Annotated in this window: 12 protein-coding genes; 8 read left to right on the forward strand and 4 right to left on the reverse strand. The window is 34.0% G+C overall.

All coding sequences use genetic code 11. The features are described from left to right. Positions 1-172: 172 nt before the first annotated feature. From M2326_RS16430 to M2326_RS16440, 3 genes are read right to left on the reverse strand one after another with little or no spacing between them, the layout of a single operon-like run. Positions 173-1,786, reverse strand: a complete 1,614-nt coding sequence (locus M2326_RS16430) for a Rossmann-fold NAD(P)-binding domain-containing protein (protein WP_264620632.1) — start codon at positions 1,784-1,786, stop codon at positions 173-175. A 50-nt stretch (positions 1,787-1,836) separates the two neighbouring features. Continuing rightward, the gene (locus M2326_RS16435) at positions 1,837-3,624 is read right to left on the reverse strand and encodes a RagB/SusD family nutrient uptake outer membrane protein (RefSeq protein ID WP_264620633.1); all 1,788 of its coding nucleotides are present in this window, start codon (positions 3,622-3,624) and stop codon (positions 1,837-1,839) included. 26 nt (positions 3,625-3,650) lie between these two features. Further along, a complete protein-coding gene (locus M2326_RS16440) occupies positions 3,651-6,743 on the reverse strand; it encodes a SusC/RagA family TonB-linked outer membrane protein (RefSeq protein ID WP_264620634.1) in 3,093 nt (1,030 codons plus the stop codon). A 1,350-nt stretch (positions 6,744-8,093) separates the two neighbouring features. Here M2326_RS16440 and M2326_RS16445 point away from each other — a divergent pair. From M2326_RS16445 to M2326_RS16455, 3 genes are all read left to right on the forward strand, one after another. Further along, on the forward strand, positions 8,094-8,870 hold the full coding sequence (locus M2326_RS16445; RefSeq protein ID WP_264620635.1) for an XRE family transcriptional regulator: 777 nt from the start codon (positions 8,094-8,096) through the stop codon (positions 8,868-8,870). Between the two features lie 34 nt (positions 8,871-8,904). Beyond that, positions 8,905-10,281, forward strand: coding sequence for an exonuclease domain-containing protein (locus M2326_RS16450; protein ID WP_264620636.1), 1,377 nt, complete (start codon positions 8,905-8,907; stop codon positions 10,279-10,281). A 68-nt stretch (positions 10,282-10,349) separates the two neighbouring features. Further along, on the forward strand, positions 10,350-10,778 hold the full coding sequence (locus tag M2326_RS16455) for a DUF1810 domain-containing protein (RefSeq protein WP_264620637.1): 429 nt from the start codon (positions 10,350-10,352) through the stop codon (positions 10,776-10,778). Positions 10,779-10,840: 62 nt separating this feature from the next. Here M2326_RS16455 and M2326_RS16460 read toward each other — a convergent pair whose 3' ends face one another. Further along, positions 10,841-11,425, reverse strand: a complete 585-nt coding sequence (locus M2326_RS16460) for a 5'-methylthioadenosine/S-adenosylhomocysteine nucleosidase family protein (RefSeq protein WP_264620638.1) — start codon at positions 11,423-11,425, stop codon at positions 10,841-10,843. A 993-nt stretch (positions 11,426-12,418) separates the two neighbouring features. Here M2326_RS16460 and dnaX point away from each other — a divergent pair. From dnaX to M2326_RS16485, 5 genes are all read left to right on the forward strand, one after another. Then, complete coding sequence (gene dnaX, locus M2326_RS16465) at positions 12,419-13,504, forward strand: DNA polymerase III subunit gamma/tau (RefSeq protein ID WP_264620639.1); 1,086 nt, start codon at positions 12,419-12,421, stop codon at positions 13,502-13,504. Further along, complete coding sequence (locus M2326_RS16470; protein ID WP_264620640.1) at positions 13,441-14,145, forward strand: DNA polymerase III subunit gamma/tau; 705 nt, start codon at positions 13,441-13,443, stop codon at positions 14,143-14,145. The genes dnaX and M2326_RS16470 overlap by 64 nt, the downstream gene beginning before the upstream one ends. Positions 14,146-14,399: 254 nt before the next feature. Beyond that, positions 14,400-14,858 carry a hypothetical protein gene (locus M2326_RS16475; RefSeq protein WP_264620641.1) on the forward strand — a complete coding sequence of 153 codons (459 nt, stop codon included), beginning with the start codon at positions 14,400-14,402 and terminating at the stop codon, positions 14,856-14,858. Between the two features lie 191 nt (positions 14,859-15,049). Next, positions 15,050-17,530 (forward strand): PIG-L family deacetylase, encoded by a 2,481-nt coding sequence (locus M2326_RS16480; protein WP_264620642.1) that lies wholly within the window; start codon positions 15,050-15,052, stop codon positions 17,528-17,530. A gap of 118 nt (positions 17,531-17,648) precedes the next feature. Continuing rightward, on the forward strand, positions 17,649-19,373 hold the full coding sequence (locus M2326_RS16485; protein ID WP_264620643.1) for a sodium:solute symporter family protein: 1,725 nt from the start codon (positions 17,649-17,651) through the stop codon (positions 19,371-19,373). The last annotated feature ends 1,135 nt before the right edge of the window (positions 19,374-20,508 follow it).

Raw genomic sequence — 20,508 nt, forward strand, 5'->3', positions numbered from 1 at the left:
GAGATTTAACTCCTAACAAAATTCCTAATCCATCTAATTCCATCCCCCAAAATTACATGGTTTTTTTAATTTCCACTAATTTAGGCGAAGAACCTAAATAAATAATAAACAAAAAAAAGAGCTCGATTGATGATCGAGCTCTTTAATATTATATCTAATTAAAGAAATGTATTTATGGTCTAACTTCTTTTTCGACCATTTTGAAATCATCCACATATACAGTTACATCTGTAGTTTTGGTAGCATCAATCAAGCGTAAATAAAGTCCTCGGATAGTTACTGCTGGTAGCTCACCTGTAATTGTAATCCATTCCCCTTTTGGTTTGTCTGCCAAATTTACCCATAAACTAGCCCAAGCAGGAATATAAAATAAACTAATACTTTTACCCACTGTATTTGATTCTGGCGTGATAAACATCTTCCAAGTTACTACATATGGTTTTCCTGTCTGATTGACTATATCAGGAAAATTGGCACCTCCTGGAGGAAGTGTAGCAATAGAAGATTCTGTAAAACCTGGTTTCAAAGAAAGCTTTGCACTATAAGTTCCCGAAAATGCTTTTTCTGAAGTTACTGCTGCTGTTCCATCACTTGAATAATATTTAGTCCAAAACCCACCACCATCTTCGAAACTGCTTAAAAAAGGACTTAATAAATTTACATCATCCATAGCAACTGCTACATCTGTAAATGGTACCAAAATTCTCTCATCTGTTGATTTTAATATAGTTCCATTATAAGAAACCGTAATAACATCTGGGCGATAAATTTTATCCGTAAGTTTCAAATCCAATATCGTTTGGTCCAATGCATTCATTGTTACAGAAGCGATCGAAAATACGATTCCGTTTACTTTTACCGTGAATTTTGATTCTACATCTGTAAAAGCTGCAAATTCACCTGCAAAAGGGATCTGAATGGTTTCATCTTTTTGCTCTTTTATTGTTCCAGACAAAACAAATGGTTTACTAGACGCTATCACCTTTATAGGGCGATTAATTACTACCGTCTTACCAGCACCCGGAATATTCAATCCTGAACGAGTAACATTTAATGTAGCTTTAAAAACACCTAATTTTTTAAAAATAATATCGGCTTCCGCAGTTCCTGATGAACCAACTACATCTGATGGTGAAGCAGCAACCCCTGCGGCTAAAACTTTACGTATGGACCAAGTTCTTGCCGTAGGCTCACCTTGTGTAGTAAGGTCTGAAAAATGAAGTTTGTCGCCAGCCTCCACATATACAGTGTCTTTTATACTTAGATCTAAGGCAACATCATTTTGTTTTATTACAAATTTTGGTACTAGAGTATCATATACTTTTACCATGAAGGTGGTGTCGATTACCCATCTGTTTTCAGCTATTTTGACAGATCCTTTAAAATAATTGATATTATTAGTGTTTCCTCTAAAAGTCACAGAGTCTTTAAAAACATTGTACAAACGTACTTTGCTTATTCCAGGCTTTGTAAATTGTAAAATCACGGTCAAATCTTTGGTGATTGTATCCCCTTTTTTGATAACTTTAAAAATAGAATCTTTAGTTTTTATTGGACCTTGAAGAAAATTAACACCCTGCTCAATAGTCCATTTATGATCAATTGCCCCTTGAGATAGATCTGTAAAGCTCATATATTTATTTAGAGCTACATTAAGTGGTGCTATGGTTCCCGAACTATTATAAAAGCCAATATCACTCAGTGAATTTGGCGCTTCGTATTCAGTCTGACATCCAAAAAAGATCCCAGATAATACTATTCCTATTATTAATAATTTTTTTTTCATCTTATTTATTTTTTAATCAAGTTGTTAGTAGTGATGCAATTATGTTCGAATTAATTTCCAACAATTTCATATAATTTAGGATTGGTAATTATTTCACCATTTGGTAATGGGAAATAAGCATGAACTGCTTCGTTATAATTTTTAGCCGCTTCTTGAAACTCATTCCAAGAAGATTTTGCCAAAGGATCTCCTGCAGGAACTTCAGTAACAATTGATCCCCATAGAGTTACACTAACACCCAACTCATCTTTGGTTGCAAAGTCCGTTGCATAATATCTTCTCGCTGCCAATTCTTTGAAACGATCCAATTTTACACCCCATCTTCTTAAGTCTACATTTCTCTCACATCCATAACCTTCTGCAGAAAGTTCTAATGGATATTCTTTGTATCTCAAATGATTTGTTAATAATTCTTTTGTATACACTACATTATCATGGTCGCTACTAGGAAACTCACCGGAGCCAATTGCTCCCAAAAGTTGTAATCCAGAACGTTTTCTAATTTTATTGATTTGTATTAATGCCCCATCAACATCTCCCAACTCTAGTAAACATTCTGCGTATTGCAAGTGAATACCACCTAGACGAATCAATCTTTCGTTAACACCAGATCTAACTTTACCAGGAGACAATATGTTTTCACCTCTAGTCAAATCCCAGTTGGTATGCTTTCTCCAAAAACAAGTCATATTCACATTAAAAAGTGCAGCTTGCCCTGTCTCAGCTCTTAAATAGTAAGGCATATCTACGTCATCAGCTACAGCTACAGACCAAGAAGTTCTTAAACTAAATTTTCTTAAACGTTTGTTTCCAGTAGTTTTATCCGTTACATAGTTACGTTCGTCTTGGGTATCCATTGGATCGTTTCTATATTCTTTGATCAACCAGTTGGCTACAACTGCACCAAAATAAGTTCCCGCTGCTCCTGTAAATTGCAATTGTAAACCTGCTGTACTTGCCACATCTCTACTGTCATAATTGTTGTAATTATCGGTATACCCTGTAGCATATGATATTTCAAGAATAGACTCATCATTCAACTCGTCCATTGTGGTAAAGTTACTACCAATGTTTGGCATCAATTTGTATCCATAATTATCAATAACACGCTTAAAGTATGGTGCTGCTTCGGTAAAGTTATTCTCATACAAATAAGTTTGTCCGATCAATGCTTCTGCAGCTCCAGCAGTTGCTCTTCCCTTCTCTCTACCTGTCCATGTAGCTGGTAAATTTTTAACTGCATATTCCAAATCAGCTAGGAAAAATTTCTTAATAGTTTCTGCCGTCTGCAATGGTCTGTAAAAATCTGCTTCATTTACAGGCACATCTTCAAAAATTGGAAGCACACCACCATTAAATGAATGGTACAGATTGAAATAATGAAATCCTCTAAAGAATCGTGCTTGCGCCAAAATCTTTGTAGCAAAATCAATATCAGTTGCAGATTTTAAGGTGGGAATAATTCTTTCAGCAGCCAAAATCACCTGATTGGCTCTAAAAATAGTAGTATAGTTTGCCGCCCATTTGGCATTGATCGGTTGCTCTGCATTGGTGAATATTTGTAAATAGTAAGGATTACTATTTGCGGGTCTTTGGTAACCATTTGCCCAAGCCAAATCTGTACGTGCTAGTTCTTGAATAAGAGCATGATTATTTGGATTTGCAAAACCTTTGTATACGGCCGTTAATCCAGTTTGTAAATCTTTGGTATTTTTCCAGAAATTATCGGTAGAGATAATGTTTGGGTTGGTTTCATCCAACCAGTCTTTCTGACAACCACTTATGCTTAGCGTTAAAACTACTGCTACAAATAGTTTTTTGTATATATGTTTTTTCATTTTTCAGTTTTTTAAGTTGGGTTAATTTAAAATTCGAGTTGCAAACCAGCAGTTACTTTTGAACTTTGCGGTACAGTTCCTTTATCAATACCACGAGTGCTTAAACCGTTATTCCCTACTTCAGGATCATATCCTTTATACTTTGTAATTCGCAAAGGGTTTTGAGCCGATACAAAGAAGCGCAACTTGGACAAACTTAATTTGTTTACCAGTGAAGTGGGTACAGTATATCCCAAAGAAACATTACGAAGTCGCACAAAGGATCCGTCTTCCAACCAATAATCTGACCAACCTCTATAATTGTTATGCAATGCACCTCTATCAGCTGGAATCTCTGATGTTGGGTTTTGAGCCGTCCATTGGTAAATTAAATCTTTATTATTTGATGATTTATATCCTAATGCTTTACCTCCATTAATAATCTCTGATCCAAATGAACCATACCATTGCATAGAAAAATCAAAATTCTTGAAATTAGCAGAATAGTTTAGTCCTATTTCAAAGTTTGGAGTTCCACTTCCTGCAAATCGACGGTCATCGTTTGTAATTTTCCCATCGCCATCAGAATCTACATAACGTAGATCTCCAAGTTTAGCCGTAGGATCAAGTTTTTGATATTCGATTAATTCAGCTTGATTCTGAATTACACCATCCGTTTTCATCAAGAAAAAGGCACCTGCAACATAACCTTCTGCCAATGCCGACACTTTATCTTGATCATTATCTTGTCCAGAAATAGTACTTCCATCAAAATACAACAGTTTATTGGTACCACTCATTTTGGTAACGATGTTGGTATTTTTAGTAAAGTTAATTCCTAGGTTATGTTTAATTTTTTTCCCTGTTCTATAATTCATAGCCAATTCAATACCGGTGTTTTTCATATCCCCAACATTCAAAACCACATCAGATCCAGATCCACCACCAGCAGTTGGAGGCAATAAAACAGGAAACAGCATATCTTTTTTCTGCGTTAGATAGAAGTCAGAAGTCAAGGTTAATTGATTATTTAAAAAACCAAAATCAAATCCTAAATTGGTCGAAACCGAAGTTTCCCATTTCACATTCTTATTTGCAAATGAGGTTTGAATTCCACCTTGAATATAATTTTGATCGCCACCAGTCCCCAGTACATAATCATTATTCAAATCAATACCCGCACTGTAAGAATAGTCAGAAACACCTGAATTACCTGTACTTCCTTTACTCGCTCTAACTTTGAAATTAGAAACAATTCCTTTAATTGGTTTCCACCATTCTTCATCGGAAGCATTCCATCCAATCGATGCCGATGGAAACCATTGAAAATGCTGTTGATTAAATTTTGACGATCCATCACGACGTGCACTCACGCTCAATAGGTATTTCCCTTTGTAGTTGTACTGTGCTCTACCCAAAGTACCAATAAACTTGGTCATTCTGTTTTGTGTCCATTGATTGTTACCCGATCCAGCATTAGCTAGTCCGTTGGCACCATTTAGAACGGTAATATCGTTATCAACAATATCAAATTTTTGTGCATAGAATTCACCATAAGTATATTGCTCAGAAGAGTATACGGCCGTAACACCCAAGTTATGATTTCCGAACTTTTTATTATAATTCAAAATATGTTCAAGCGTTTGTTTGGTCGCTCTTGAACTCAAATTTTTAATTGCTGATTGTTGGCTTGGCACCAAAACTCCTTTGTTATCATATGCAATAAAAGAAGGGTTTATTGTAAATCGTGAAGAATTATCATAACTAACAGCACCCCTTACTGTGTATTTTAAATTTTTATTAAAGCTGTATTCAGCACTAACATTACCATCAAAATAATCTCTGAAGTTTTTGTCTGAGGTCTGCAACTTTGCTCCAATATAAGATAAACGTGTTGTCTCATTGGCATCTCCAGCCGAATTACTAATTTGTGTTTGATCTGCAGTTACCTGTACTCCATAAGGGTTATAACGTTCTGCATCCAAAATCAATCCCCATGGCGAATATTGTGTATACTCATTTCTTGCAGATAAACCTGTAGTTATTTTCCAATTCCCTTTATTAAATTGTGTATTGGCTCTTACATTATAACGTTCATAATTCGAATTGATGAGTGAACCTTGTTGCCCAAAATACCCTCCGTTAATGGTATAAGACAAACCATCTTTACCACCAGAGATACTAAGGTTATGACTTTGAATAGGCGCTAAATTATTTTCAATCACATCATAAAAGTTACTATTGTTGGTTAACTGTGTTGGATTTTGCTCAATCGTAGTCCAAGAATTTCCAAAAACAGTTCCACTTTGATTATTTTTATTAATGAATTCCATGTATAATTTTTCTTCAACTGTTGGAACAGGTATATGTCTGTAATTACTCTGAACACCATAGTAACTATCCAATTTCACCTTCATGACTCCTATCTTTGGTTGTTTTGTAGTAATCAAGATAACCCCAGCAGAACCTCTGGTTCCATAAATAGCAGCTGAGGCAGCATCTTTTAAGACATCAATAGTTTCGATCTCATTCATACTGATGTTTGGGTTGATATCATATGGAATACCATCTACCACATACAAAGGTCTATTACTCCCTAATACTGATGATAATCCACGTATTTGTATGTTGGCCTCTGCTCCTGGATCTCCTGAGCTTGAAGTAACATTTACACCAGCAATTAACCCTTGTAATGCAGAACCTAAATCTGCAGTGGCAGATTTTGCAACATCTTCTTGTTTTACTCGACTAACTGCACCCGTAACTTCTTTTTTCCTTTGTGTACCATATCCAACAACAACAATGTTGTCTAACTCATTTACACTTTCCTTTAGGTTAATACTAATTGTTGTCCTTCCGTTCACTTTTGCATTTTGGGAAATAAAACCGATGTAACTAAATGATAAAATATCATTATCTTTTGCCTGGATTTGATAATTTCCATCAATATCTGTTATCGTACTTTTACCTTTTGAATCTTTGACAATAACACTTACACCAGGTAACGGACCTCCATCTCCAGTAATCTTTCCTTCTATTGTTTGGAGTTTTTGTGCTTGGATAACTCCAAAGCTTGATAATAACAATACTGCTATTAATTTAGTTTTGAGTTTCCAATTTGTTTTTAAATTGAATTTCATTGTATAAATTGTTAATGATTAGTTAATACAAATATTAAATTTTATACAATAGCTAACTATAAGTTAATTCTTATACACTCGAAAAAACATTCATTATCTAGTTGTTATCTAGTATTTTACACTGTCTGTCTAGTTATGGTCTAGTTTATTAAATTCAAATAGTATCATTTAAAAACGTATGAAGACAGTAATTGCTATCAAATACACCCAAACAACCTAACTTACAGCTACTTATAATAAAAAAAACACTGTAATCGACCTTGTCTAGTATTAGAATTAAAAAATTAAAAAAAAAATGAATAAGCACTGAGTAATTTCGATTTGATTAAAGTTGAAAAACTTTAAAACAAACATGAGTATAGAAGAATATTTAAGGTTTCACAATAACCTATTTTTGGAAAATAAATTAAAACATTACATCACCATTTCAGGACAGGACTAATCAAAACAGAAAAAACCACTACATCAATATGTAGTGGTTTTTTCTGTTTTTTAGTTTATAAAATAAAGAAGTCTTTTATTAATTTATTGGGTTTATAAATATAAAAAAAACTAGTTTATCTATTTATAATCGAATGAATTTCATGCTCCAAATTTTGAATTATTAAGATATTAATATCTTTTATGGAGTGATTACTTTTTAAAATGTAATTGATATTGATTTGGATACGAACAATGTTTTATATTCAATTTTGTAACTTTAGCGTATTGTAATACTTATATTTTACTTTAAAATTACAAACTCATTTAAATTAAAGTCAATAACTACACAAAATTATTTTCGAATGAGTCTCCTTTGATAAGCAAATTATATATCCCCATTTTTTCATAATTAAATTTCCTTTTTAACAATTACAAAGATTCAAAAAAGTCAGTATTCAACACGAAACAAATGGTTTTTAGGTTACCACATATGGTTAAAAAAACATTTAGTTCCATGAAACCCCTTTAAATAGTAGTAATTACAGCCAAAAAATCAAAAAAATCAACGTCAATTGAATAACATTTAAATCAAAATACGAAAGATTTTGAAAGTAAACTATCTAGTCAATTTAAAAAAAAAGCTTATGTTATACGGTAGTTTGTATATAAATCTAACGAAAGTTTATTCCAGTCCTATTAGCAAAACATTCAAGCTCATGGATAAATAAAAATACTTATTACCATTTAAAAAAAAAATATCATAAACCATCCTATCAAAAAATCAAGAATACCATTATTGCTTGCTGGTAACAAAGAAATTGTATGTCTTTCCTTCTTTATGACAAAACTATTTTTTCATTTACAAAATTAGCACAGATACTAACATTTTTTAATATATTTGTTGTTACAAATTATAACAAAGTCGCTATGTCCTTATTTTCAGATAATATCCGAGCCCTGCGAACAAAACACAATATCTCACAAGAAAAAGTAGCTACAAGCCTAATGATTACTAGGGGTCGCTACGTAAAATATGAAGATGGAACCTCTGAGGCTCCTTATGATATTTTGAAGAAAATCGCTCAGCATTACCATATTAGTATCGACTTATTATTGTCGGTGGATATTCGGAAAATTGACGTAGCCAACTTGTTAAAGCTCGAAAACAACCGATTGATTTTACCTATTCAAGTAGATCAAATGGGCGAAAATCGAATTGAAGTTGTTACTCAAAAAGTAAAAGCAGGCTATCTAAACGGTTATGGCGATCCAGAATATATCGAACAATTACAGCAAATATCCTTACCGTTTTTGGGTGTCGGTAAATACCGAGGTTTTCCGGTAGAAGGCGACTCTATGCCACCGCACCAAGATGGCGATATTATTGTAGGTCGTTATATAGAACAATTGGGTGAAGTCTCTGGAGGTAAAACCTATATCATCATCACTCGCACTGAAGGTATGGTGTACAAGCGACTGAATACAAACAAGCAAAATACATTGATGGTTTCATCAGATAATTATTTTTATCCACCGTATGAAGTCAAAGCATCTGATATTCTAGAGATTTGGGAATACCAATGTAGTATTGCCCGTTCTGATAAAAAAACCAATGAACTAGAAAGTACTTCTGTCAAAAACATGTTTTTTGAATTAAAAAAAGACCTATCAGAAGTAAAGAAAAGTATGGGTTTATCAACCTAAATCCATTACGAAACATCCTTATATTCAATCCAAAATGAAAAAGCAAGAATACGCTATTGTAGATATCGAAACCACTGGCGGAAATGCAACTCACAGTAGTATTACCGAAATTGCTATCATTATACATGATGGGGAAAAAATAATTGACCAATGGGAATCACTAGTTAATCCGCAAAAAGAAATTCCACCAACTATTGTTGCATTAACAGGAATTACAAATGAATTGATTGGTAATGCTCCCGTTTTTGACATGATATCCGACACTGTTTTGGGACTACTCACAGATCGTATCTTTGTAGCACACAATGTCAACTTTGATTATTCTTTTGTACGTCACGAATTGGAACAATCGGGATTAAAATGGACTGCAAAAAAACTGTGTACGGTACGAGCAGCACGAAAGATAAAACCAGGAATAACATCTTATAGCTTAGGGAGACTTTGTGATTCCTTAAACATTCCGCTAGACAATCGCCATCGAGCAGGTGGTGATGCAGCGGCTACAGCTATACTCTTTTCAAGATTACTCGAATGGGATACTGAAGGCGAAATTCCCAAAATGATAAAAAAAACAGCTCCAGATCAAAGATTACCTCCTAACCTTCCTCCCGAAGATTTTGAACAATTACCAGAAAAACCAGGTGTATATTACTTTTACAATGAGCAAAAAAAAGTAATCTATATTGGAAAGGCGGTTGATCTAAAAAAAAGAGTTGCTTCGCACTTTTCAGGCCATAAAATTACCCCACAAAGACAAAATTTTTTGAGAGATATACATGCCATTTCTTTTGAAGTTTGTGCTACCGAACTAATGGCGCTATTACTCGAAGGATCTGAAATAAAAAAACTATGGCCTGTCTACAACAAAGCTCTGAAACGTTTTGAACCTAAATTTGGACTTTTTGAGTACGAAGCCAGAAACGGTTATCGCTATTTGGCCATTGCAAAGATGGCTAAAAATCAAAATTGCATAGAATCTTTCAGTTCTCTTTACGAGGGAATTTTGATGTTACAAGAAGTATCCTCAAGATTTGAAATAGATCAACGATTTTGCATTTACGGCCATACAAACCAAGGAGAATCTTCTTCAGAAATAAAGGCAGATTCTTTGCCTGACTTAATGCAACATAATGATAAAATCCAAATAGCTTTGGATTACTATCGCGCTAATCAGCCCAGTTATATTATCATGGACAAAGGAAGAACTTCTGATGAAAAAAGTTGTGTTTGGATAGAAAAAGGTCACTTTTATGGAATGGGATATGTACCTGCTGATGCCAGTATTACAGCATTTTTGGAAATAAAAGAGTACTTAACACGCTATAGCTCTAATCACTACTTTATGCAAGTGATTACTACTTTTGCAAAAAAAGCTCCAAATAAGCTGAAATTAATAGAAATTGATTCATAACAATATACTCCTTAAATTATTAACCTCCACCCAAATTTAGGAGCAACCTTGAACACCTAAAAAACACTATGATAACACAGCAACTTTTAAACAGATTCCTTGAAGTGCAAGAAACTAAATATCAGGTTGCACTAAACGAAATTCAACATGGCAAAAAACAAACTCATTGGATGTGGTATATTTTCCCCCAAATTAAAGGTCTTGGTAGTACAGAAAATGCTGTTTTTTACGGAATTAATAACCTTGACGAAGCACAAGAATTTTTCAATCATCCTATTTTAGGCCCACGGTTAATCCAAATTACTCAAGAACTCTTGAAAATTGAAAATAAATCTGCCTTCGAAATTATGGGTACTCCCGATGATAAAAAATTAAAATCCTGCATGACCTTGTTTGGTCATATACCAAACACCAATGCCTTATTTCAAGAAGTATTGAACAAGTACTTTAAAGGCGAGAAAGACCTTAAAACTATTATACTTCTAAAATCTCAATAATGCCCTACTCCATTTCCTAAAAAAATCCAGATTAATAAGCACCGAAAAATACTGAAATACAATTACTTAATCTGAAAAACCTCACCAAAAGCCACTGCCGCTTTGTGTACCAAAACTGACCAATCATCGGCAGCATTGTCATCGGCACCATCTGATATGTATTTTAGACACAAAAATGGAATTCCTTCTTTTTGTGCGATCATCGCTAAGGCATAAGCCTCCATATCGACTACATTATAATTGGTCACGGCATGCCCCATTTCAAAATTATCACCCGTTCCGCAAATTCCTTCTGGCAAGTCCTCTTTTTGGATACCATAAGGAAGCACTACTGGAATTCCCGCAAAAGGAGTCTCATACAACGCATATCCTAATCCTCTAACGTCCATATCGCGTTGTACAAATTGCGTACAACAAACAACATCACCTTTGGTAAAATGATTGCTCCCCGCCGAACCTAAGTTAATGATTAATGCTGGTTTTTGTTGATGAATTGCTTTGGTCAATTCGTAACTCGCATTCACTTTCCCTATACCTGTAAACAAGGTATTCACGTTCTTAAATACTTTTCCTGCCTCCATTTCAAGGGCAAATACAAATAGAACATCGTTTATCGAAAAAGCAACATCTTGGTTAATTGTAATCATAATATAAGGTATGTAGTATTACTTAGCATTAAGCTCACAAATTTACACATTATATACTGCGAGCGAAATCAAGATTCAAAATAAATCACTCCTTTCTACTTTTCACCACACCAACTGGTTCCAACCCTTTATATTAGCAAAGACCTATTCAACCTTTAAATCTTCAATTGTGAAATACCTAAAATAAAGAAAACTATTTTTATCATATTAATAGATAAAATGCTTAATCCTAAAAAAGTACAATTTTAATTAAGCCTTCTATGAAACATTGATTTTTCAATTTAGCTAAAGCTGGAGCCATTTGAAACTTCTATAGCACAAAATAGTGATACCAATACTTTTGCTGCAGAGACTAATTTCAATAAGTTGAATTGCCTCCTGCCTTAGCTGGAGGAACAATAATTAGCAACAACAGAAAGGGCTTTAGCCAAAAAGCACACCTCTGTAGCTAAAGCCAATTATACTAAATTCTTTTCCTTTACTTCAGTTAAAGCTAAAACCAATTGAAATTATTATTATAGTAAAATCACCCTAGATTAAAAAGAAGTAATTTTTAAAAAAGAAAAGTAGAAATACTCGAAAAGTAAAATTGATAAAAAATCCACAATCACAACTAAAATTGGTCGTAAATCTACACCTACTTGGAAGAAAGGAAGCTTATAAATAAAGAGTTGTTTTATTTAATTATAAGTCAAAATATTTTAGGCTTCAGCTTTTCAACTGAAATCTACTTTTACTTGTTGCAAATGTCTTGAGATGGAGTACTAACCTCCTATACAGTTTTATCCAATTTTTCAAAAAACACACAATTAATGCAGTAACAACTACTATAAATCGTGTTTTATAGTTGCTGTAAAACCTTTTATTAAATATTCCTGACTCTCTTTATCTTCCCAAAAAAATCCTTTATTGTTTTAAAATTAAAACACCTTCAAATATAAATTTTGTTAATGACTTTTCAAGTCTTATATTTGCTTTCGAATACACAAAACTATGGAACAATTTATCGTATCGGCTAGAAAATACCGTCCTCAAACATTTAAAGATGTGGTAGGACAAAAGGCTATTACCAATACTTTATTGAATGCTATAGAAAACAATCACTTGGCTTCGGCACTATTGTTTACTGGCCCTAGAGGAGTTGGAAAAACAACTTGTGCGAGGATTTTGGCTCGAAAAATTAACCAACCTGGTTATGATGATTTGAACGAAGATTTCTCTTTTAATGTATTCGAATTGGATGCAGCTTCTAACAACTCTGTGGATGATATTCGAAACCTAATTGACCAAGTACGCATCCCACCACAAACGGGAAAATACAAGGTATATATTATTGATGAGGTGCACATGCTATCCTCTGCGGCTTTTAATGCTTTCTTGAAAACATTGGAAGAACCGCCTAAACACGCCATTTTTATCTTGGCTACTACTGAAAAACACAAAATTATTCCAACGATACTTTCTCGTTGTCAGATATTTGATTTCAAACGAATCACTGTAAAAGATGCTAAAGAACATTTGGCGGAAGTAGCAACAAGTCAAGGAATCACTTTTGAAGATGATGCTTTGCACATTATTGCTCAAAAAGCAGATGGTGCCATGCGTGATGCATTATCTATTTTTGACCGTGTAGTCTCTTATTGTGGGTCTAACTTGACACGTCAAGCCGTAACCGAAAACTTAAATGTACTGGATTACGAAACCTATATCAACATCACCGATTTGATTATCGAAAATAAAATTCCAGATTTATTGATCGCTTTTGACACTATTTTGTCAAAAGGATTTGATGCCCATCATTTTGTTTCAGGATTAGCAAGCCACTTTAGAGATTTATTGGTGAGCAAAACACCTGCAACACTTACTTTGTTGGAAGCAGGAGAACAAGCGCAGAAACTATATGGCCTACAAGCGCAAAAATGCGAAGCTGACTTTTTATTAAAAGGGATCGCTATTGCCAATGATTGTGACTTGAAGTACAAACTGAGCCAAAACCAACGATTACTCGTTGAACTTTGCTTGATGCAGCTGGCCTCTATCACTTTCGATGGAGAAAAAAAAAAGTTGAGTCTTTCATAATTCCACCAACCTATTTTAGAAAACGAGATTACTCAATAGCAGATCAAACGACGGTATCTATATCAAGTGAAGCTACAACTGAAGTTCCAAAAACGGTCCCAGCTCCTACTGAAATTGCCGTAGCTCCTATCGTTGCGGTAAAAAAAGAAACTCCCAATTTTGACGGACCTAACGTTTCGGCTTTTTCTCTCGCGAGTATCCGTGCCAAAAAAGCATTAGTAGAAAGCAGTAAAAACTTTGTAAAACCAGTCAATTATACCGTTCTACCAACAGAAGCTTTCTCGGAAACAGACATGTTAATTCAGTGGAATAACTACGCTAAGAAACTAGGTGATAAAGGGTATCGTATTATGGAATCCTTATTAATGATTAACGACCCTAAGTTAATTGGTACTTGTGAAATTACAATTGAACTTCCGAATGAAGGTTCTAAACTTGATTTTGAAAGTGAAAAAATTGGACTTTTAGGACATTTAAGAGGACATTTACACAATCATGACATTACCATTGAAGTGATCGTAAACGAAACCATGCAAAACAAACGGAACTTAAACGATCAAGACCGATACAACCGTTTGCTAGAACTTAACCCTAATATCGAAATGCTACGCAACACTTTTGGATTGGATGTTAATGCATAACAGCTATTTGAGCCTATTATTTGATACTAAATTCATTTTTAAAATTATATACAAACGGTGAAAACTCGAATTAAAAATTTTAATTCGAGTTTTTTTTTTACTCACAAAGTACTGCATAACAATAAAATACACCTATTAAAACCGACTTCAACATAATCTCAACAAATACAACTCCATTGCTTTGGCACAGTTGTTGAAAATATCCTTTCAACAATAACACTGAAAGAAACAAAACAATTTAAAGTATAGAAATTATGAGAACATTAAAATTATTAGCCGTTGGAATAGTATTGATCGTATCTAGTTCAGTTCAAGCACAAATATCTGTAAATCTAAATATCGGTAGCCGCCCAGTTTGGGCCCCAGTACAAGGATACTCCAATGTAGATTTTTACTATGTACCGGAAGTCCATGCTTATTATGATACCCATGCCTCATTATATGTATATCAAAATGGTAACAATTGGGTACGCTCTAGAAATGTACCAACCCAATACCGAAATGTAAACTTAAACAATTGTCATACCGTTGCCTTAAACGGCTACAGAGGAAGCCGTCCTTACGAGTATTACAGCTATCATAGAGCTCCCCAACGTGTAGTATATGTAGAAAGAGACAACAATAGATATGACCACTATGATAACCATCACGATTATTACGACAAACATGAGTACAAAAAAAATCATGATAAAAAACACAATAAAAGACACTAATAGAGTAATAGAATACTTGGTTTGGTTGACTAAAAGAGCATCTATGATGCTCTTTTTTTGTTAAGAAAATTTGAAAAAATGAACTTAAAAAATTTTAATTACTACATTTGAAACTTTTGCAAATTAATTTCATGAAAATGCACTCCTACCGTACGACCCACTTTTTACTTTTTTTTTTATCGATCCAAATAATGTGTGCACAAAAGCCACAAAAACCAAATTCCGCTGAAATTTACAATCAGATTCAGAAGTTGAATTTTCTGGGATCGGTATTATATATCGCAGCTCATCCGGATGATGAAAACACCAAATTAATTTCTTATTTATCGAATGAGAAAAAAGCACAAACCGCTTATCTATCCTTGACAAGAGGAGACGGAGGACAAAATTTAATTGGTCCAGAGTTGCGTGAACAATTGGGTGTTATTCGAACACAAGAACTCTTGGAAGCCCGAAAAATTGATGGTGGTCAACAATTTTTTTCTCGTGCAAATGATTTCGGTTTTTCAAAAAATCCAGAGGAGACATTACAAATTTGGAATAAAAAACAAGTTTTGGCTGATGTGGTTTGGGCCATTCGAAAATTTCAACCCGACATTATCATCAACCGATTTGACCATCGTACTTCTGGAAACACACATGGACATCATTCTGCTTCTGCACTTTTGAGTGTCGAAAGTTTTGATTTAACCAATAACACAAAGGCTTACCCTGAGCAATTGGCGTATGTAAAACCTTGGCAGGTAAAAAAATTATTTTTTAATCCATCCTACTGGTTTTATGGTAGTCAAGAAAAATTTGATGCTGCCGACAAATCTACTTTTCTCTCGTTTGACACGGGTGTTTATTACACTAATTTAGGAAAATCCAATGCCGAAATTTCTGCATTGAGTAGAAGTAGTCATCAATCCCAAGGTTTTGGAAGTACTGGTACCCGTGGAGTAGACTTAGAATATTTAGAGCCAATTAAAGGGTTGCCGTCTAATACTAAATCTGATTTATTCGCCGGAATAGATACGACATGGAACCGCATTGACGGAGGAAAACCTATTGGCGATCTAATTACCAAAATCATTGCAAAATATGATTTCACCAACCCATCCAAAAGTATCCCAAGTCTGGTCAAAGCCTACGAAATGATTCAGTTATTGGAGAAATCCAATTGGAAAATAATTAAATCGGAGGAAATTAAAAACTGCATTGCCAACTGCGCAGGATTGTACTTGGAAGCTGTCGCATCTCAGCCTGAAGCTAGTCCTGGGGAAACCGTGCAGCTTACAATAGAAGCCATTAACCGCACCGATGCTAAGATATTATTAGAAAGCATTACTACTTTTCCTGATCAAGTTACCCTTTCTCAAAATAAATCCTTGGGAAATAATATTGATACAAAATTTAGTGCAGTTGTGAGCATACCTTCTTCTGCTGATTTTACTGAACCTTATTGGTTAAAAGAAACTGGGACTCTAGGAATGTATGTAGTAAAAGATCAAGAAAACATTGGAATTCCTGATATTATTCGAAATAATTATGTTTGTTTTAACCTAAAAATTGATGGCCTAGAATTGCCCCTCAAGCGACCGATTGTGTACAAATACAATCATCCAGCAAAAGGAGAAATGTATCAATACCTAGATATTGTTCCAGAAGTTTCGACTAGCTTTGAAGAAAAAGTTATTCTTTTTAACACAGATAAATCAAAAGAAATAGCCGTAGTAGTAAAATCTGGAAAAGACAATTTAAAAGGAGAATTACAACTTGAACTACCCAAAAACTGGATTGTTACACCTGATAAATTTGCTGTAGCATTATCGAAAAAAGGAACTGAAAAAGTATTTCATTTTCAAGTAACACCTCCTAAAGAAGCAGGTGAAATTTTTGCCAAAAGCGCACTTATCGTTAACGGTAAAAAATACAGTTCTGAGCAAGTCAATATAGAATACCCTCATATTACGAAGCAACAAATTTTACAACCTGCAGTATCAAAATTTATAAAATTAGATATCAATATAGGCCCACAAAAAATAGGATACATTATGGGAGCCGGAGATGCTGTTCCTGCAAGTTTACTACAAATGGGTTATGATCTCATCTTTTTGGATCCTGAAGAAATTACGGCCGAAAGTATCGCTTCTTTTGATGTTATCATTACTGGAATTCGAGCCTATAATACTATTGAATCATTAGTCAACAAACAGCAATTACTATTTGATTTTGTCAAAAAAGGCAAAACTATGATTGTACAATACAATACTCCTAGCCTATTAAAAGGTGTCCAATTGGCTCCTTACCCTTTGACATTATCAACGAACAGAGTGACCGAAGAAAATGCCGATGTTGTATTTCTAGCACCAGATCATGCAGTACTTAATTATCCTAACAAAATAACTAAAAAGGATTTCATAGGATGGACACAAGAGCAAGGACTGTATTATCCAAGTGCATACGATGCTGCCTTCACTCCAATATTATCCTCGCATGATACAGGAGAGCAAGATCTCGATGGCGCGCTATTGATAGCTCCCTACGGAAAAGGATATTATGTGTATACTGGTTTAAGCTTTTTTAGAGAATTACCACAAGGTGTATCAGGAGCTTATCGATTAATGGCAAATATAATTTCGTTACAAAATAGAAATTCAGAAACCGTTTCTAACCCAAAAAATAAATAATACCCTATGGAACCAAAAAAGACCAAAAAATGGGAGAAAAAATATACTTGGGTGCTTATTGCTAATGCCATTTATATCTCGATTTTTTATTTAATAATGAAATTATACTCCTAAACAGATGCAGTTATTTGATTGGATTATCCTAGTTGTCACCTTATTATTCATTGTAATATATGGGGCATGGAAAACAAAAGGTAGCAAGAACGTTCAAGAATTTATCCTTGGAGGTAACGAAACACCATGGCATACCGTAGGCTTGTCTGTAATGGCCACGCAAGCAAGTGCAATCACATTTTTGTCTACGCCGGGGCAAGCTTATCACGATGGTATGGGTTTTTTACAATTCTATTTTGGATTACCATTAGCGATGATTGTTATTTCGTTAACCTTTATTCCCATTTATCATAAGTACAAAGTATTTACAGCTTATGAATATTTAGAAAAACGTTTTGATTTAAAAACTCGTTCTCTTGCTGCAATTCTATTTTTATTCCAAAGAGGTTTGGGTACAGGATTAACCATCTATGCCCCTGCCATTATTCTGTCGGCATTATTAGGATGGAACTTAACATACATGAACATTATTATTGGATGTTTAGTAATTATATATACGTTCTCTGGTGGAACCAAAGCTGTCAATGTAACACAGAAACAGCAAATGTTTGTAATTATGTCGGGAATGATGATTACTTTTTTCTTGATTCTAAATTACCTACCTAATGAAATGACCTTTAGTAATGCACTTCATATTGCTGGCGCTAATTCGAAAATGAATATTGTAAGTTTCTCTACAGACCCAGAAGATAAGTACACTTTTTGGAGTGGAATTACCGGTGGTTTTTTCTTGGCCTTGGCTTATTTTGGAACCGATCAATCGCAAGTAGGCCGTTATTTGTCTGGAAAATCGGTACGTGAAAGTCAGATGGGGTTGATTATGAATGGATTCTTAAAGGTTCCGATGCAGTTTTTTATCTTGTTAACCGGGGTAATGGTTTTTGTATTTTTCCAATTTAATCCAGTGCCATTGAACTTTAATCCAAACAATAAAATTGCGATCGAAAAATCAAAATTTAAAGACGAATACCATGTTTTAGAAAAGGATTTGGTGGCTCTTTCTGAGGATAAAAAAGTTGTCAACTTGCTATATATTGACCAGCTAAACCAAGATTTTGACAACCCAATTTTAAGGAAAGAACTGGTTGCATTGTCTTTAAAAGAAAAAGACCTAAGAGACCGAGCGAAAGAAATCATTACAAAAGCAGATAGTAATAGTGAGACCAACGATAAGGATTATGTATTTTTCCACTTTATCTTGCATTATCTACCCACAGGATTAGTGGGATTACTATTGGCCGTGATTATTTCTGCCGCCATGTCATCTACTGCTTCAGGACTGAATGCTTTGGCATCGACCACAGCAATTGACATTTATAAACGGAATTTAAAGGAAGAGAAAACCGAAAAACATTATTTAAACGCCACTAAATTGTTCACTTTGCTTTGGGGAATTATAGCGATCCTTTTTGCATGTGTGGGAACATTATTCGAGAATTTGATTCAGCTCGTGAATATTATCGGTTCTATCTTTTACGGTACGGTATTAGGAATTTTCTTAGTTGGTTTTTATATTAAATTTGTAAAATCCAAAGCCATTTTTTATAGTGCCGTGACAAGTCAGTTGACAATTTTTGTGATTTACTATTTTACCAATATCATCTATCCAAGCGGTAAGGAAACACTTGGATACTTGTGGCTGAATTTTATTGGAGCCATGTTAACCATTGTTTTATCTATGATATTACAAGTAGTTTTGCGTAATAATACGGAAACGAAAGTGGCATAAGAACAGATTTTTTTGTTATTAAATTGAACAATGAGTAGATGCCCGATACAATTAAATTTTATACAACTTTATACATTCTTCGCCAATCAGGATTAATAGAATCAGATTTTAGATTGCTCGATTGAGAGTATAAGGCTTTAGTTGAAAAGCATTTTTGGCTAAAGCCTTTTGCAATTGAAACTGTGCCCATTGGGCTGAAGCCCAACGCAATTCAATTTTTTACTTCATGAAATTTTTATTAATTAAAATCAATAGTATCAGATTTTAGATTGCTCGAATGAGAGTATAGGGCTTGAGTCGAAACGCATTTTTGGCTAAAGCCTTTTGCAATTGAAACTGTAATCATTGGGCTGAAGCCCAACGCAATTCAATTTTTTACTTCATGAAATTTTTATTAATTAAAATCAATAGTATCAGGATTTAGATTGCTTGAATGAGAGTATACGGCTTGAGTCGAAATGCATTTTGGCTAAAGCCTTTTGCAATTGAAACTGTGATCATTGGGTTGAAGCCCAACACAATTCAATTTTTCACTTCATGAAATTTTTATTAATTAAAATCAATAGTATCAGATTTTAGATTGCTCGAATGAGAGATACGGCTTGAGTTGAAACGCATTTTTGGCTAAAGCCTTTTGCAATTGGAAATGTGATCATTGGGTTGAAGCCCAATACAATTCAATTTTTTACTTCATGAAATTTTTATTAATTAAAATCAATAGTATCAGATTTTAGATTGCTCGAATGAGAGTATAGGGCTTGAGTCGAAATGCATTTTGGCTAAAGCCTTTTGCAATTGAAACTGTGATCATTGGGTTGAAGCCCAATGCAATTCAATTTTTCACTTCATTAAATTTTTATTAATTAAAATCAATAGTATCAGATTTTAGATTGCTCGAATGAGAGTATAGGGCTTGAGACGAAACGCATTTTGGTTAAAGTCATTTTGCAATTGAAACTATAATCATTGGGTTGAAGCCCAATGCAATTCAATTTTTCACTTCATGAAATTTTTATTAATTAAAATTAATAAGATTGAACTTTATGGCTCTTCGCTTAAAATAGTGGAATTGCATTTTTAGGCATTTCCTAAATAATACACCATTTTTATGAAATTTCCTGAATTTCTATAACCT

It is taken from the genome of Flavobacterium psychraerolatum (assembly GCF_025960985.1).
Taxonomy (GTDB): Bacteria; Bacteroidota; Bacteroidia; order Flavobacteriales; family Flavobacteriaceae; genus Flavobacterium.

Excerpts from the sequence above, each read along its gene's own strand:
- M2326_RS16430 (WP_264620632.1), bottom strand. The coding sequence starts at position 1,786 with ATGAAAAAAAAATTATTAATAATAGGAATAGTATTATCTGGGATCTTT.
- M2326_RS16435 (WP_264620633.1), bottom strand. The coding sequence starts at position 3,624 with ATGAAAAAACATATATACAAAAAACTATTTGTAGCAGTAGTTTTAACG.
- M2326_RS16440 (WP_264620634.1), bottom strand. The coding sequence starts at position 6,743 with ATGAAATTCAATTTAAAAACAAATTGGAAACTCAAAACTAAATTAATA.
- M2326_RS16445 (WP_264620635.1), top strand. The coding sequence starts at position 8,094 with ATGTCCTTATTTTCAGATAATATCCGAGCCCTGCGAACAAAACACAAT.
- M2326_RS16450 (WP_264620636.1), top strand. The coding sequence starts at position 8,905 with ATGAAAAAGCAAGAATACGCTATTGTAGATATCGAAACCACTGGCGGA.
- M2326_RS16455 (WP_264620637.1), top strand. The coding sequence starts at position 10,350 with ATGATAACACAGCAACTTTTAAACAGATTCCTTGAAGTGCAAGAAACT.
- M2326_RS16460 (WP_264620638.1), bottom strand. The coding sequence starts at position 11,425 with ATGATTACAATTAACCAAGATGTTGCTTTTTCGATAAACGATGTTCTA.
- dnaX (WP_264620639.1), top strand. The coding sequence starts at position 12,419 with ATGGAACAATTTATCGTATCGGCTAGAAAATACCGTCCTCAAACATTT.
- M2326_RS16475 (WP_264620641.1), top strand. The coding sequence starts at position 14,400 with ATGAGAACATTAAAATTATTAGCCGTTGGAATAGTATTGATCGTATCT.
- M2326_RS16480 (WP_264620642.1), top strand. The coding sequence starts at position 15,050 with ATGTGTGCACAAAAGCCACAAAAACCAAATTCCGCTGAAATTTACAAT.
- M2326_RS16485 (WP_264620643.1), top strand. The coding sequence starts at position 17,649 with ATGCAGTTATTTGATTGGATTATCCTAGTTGTCACCTTATTATTCATT.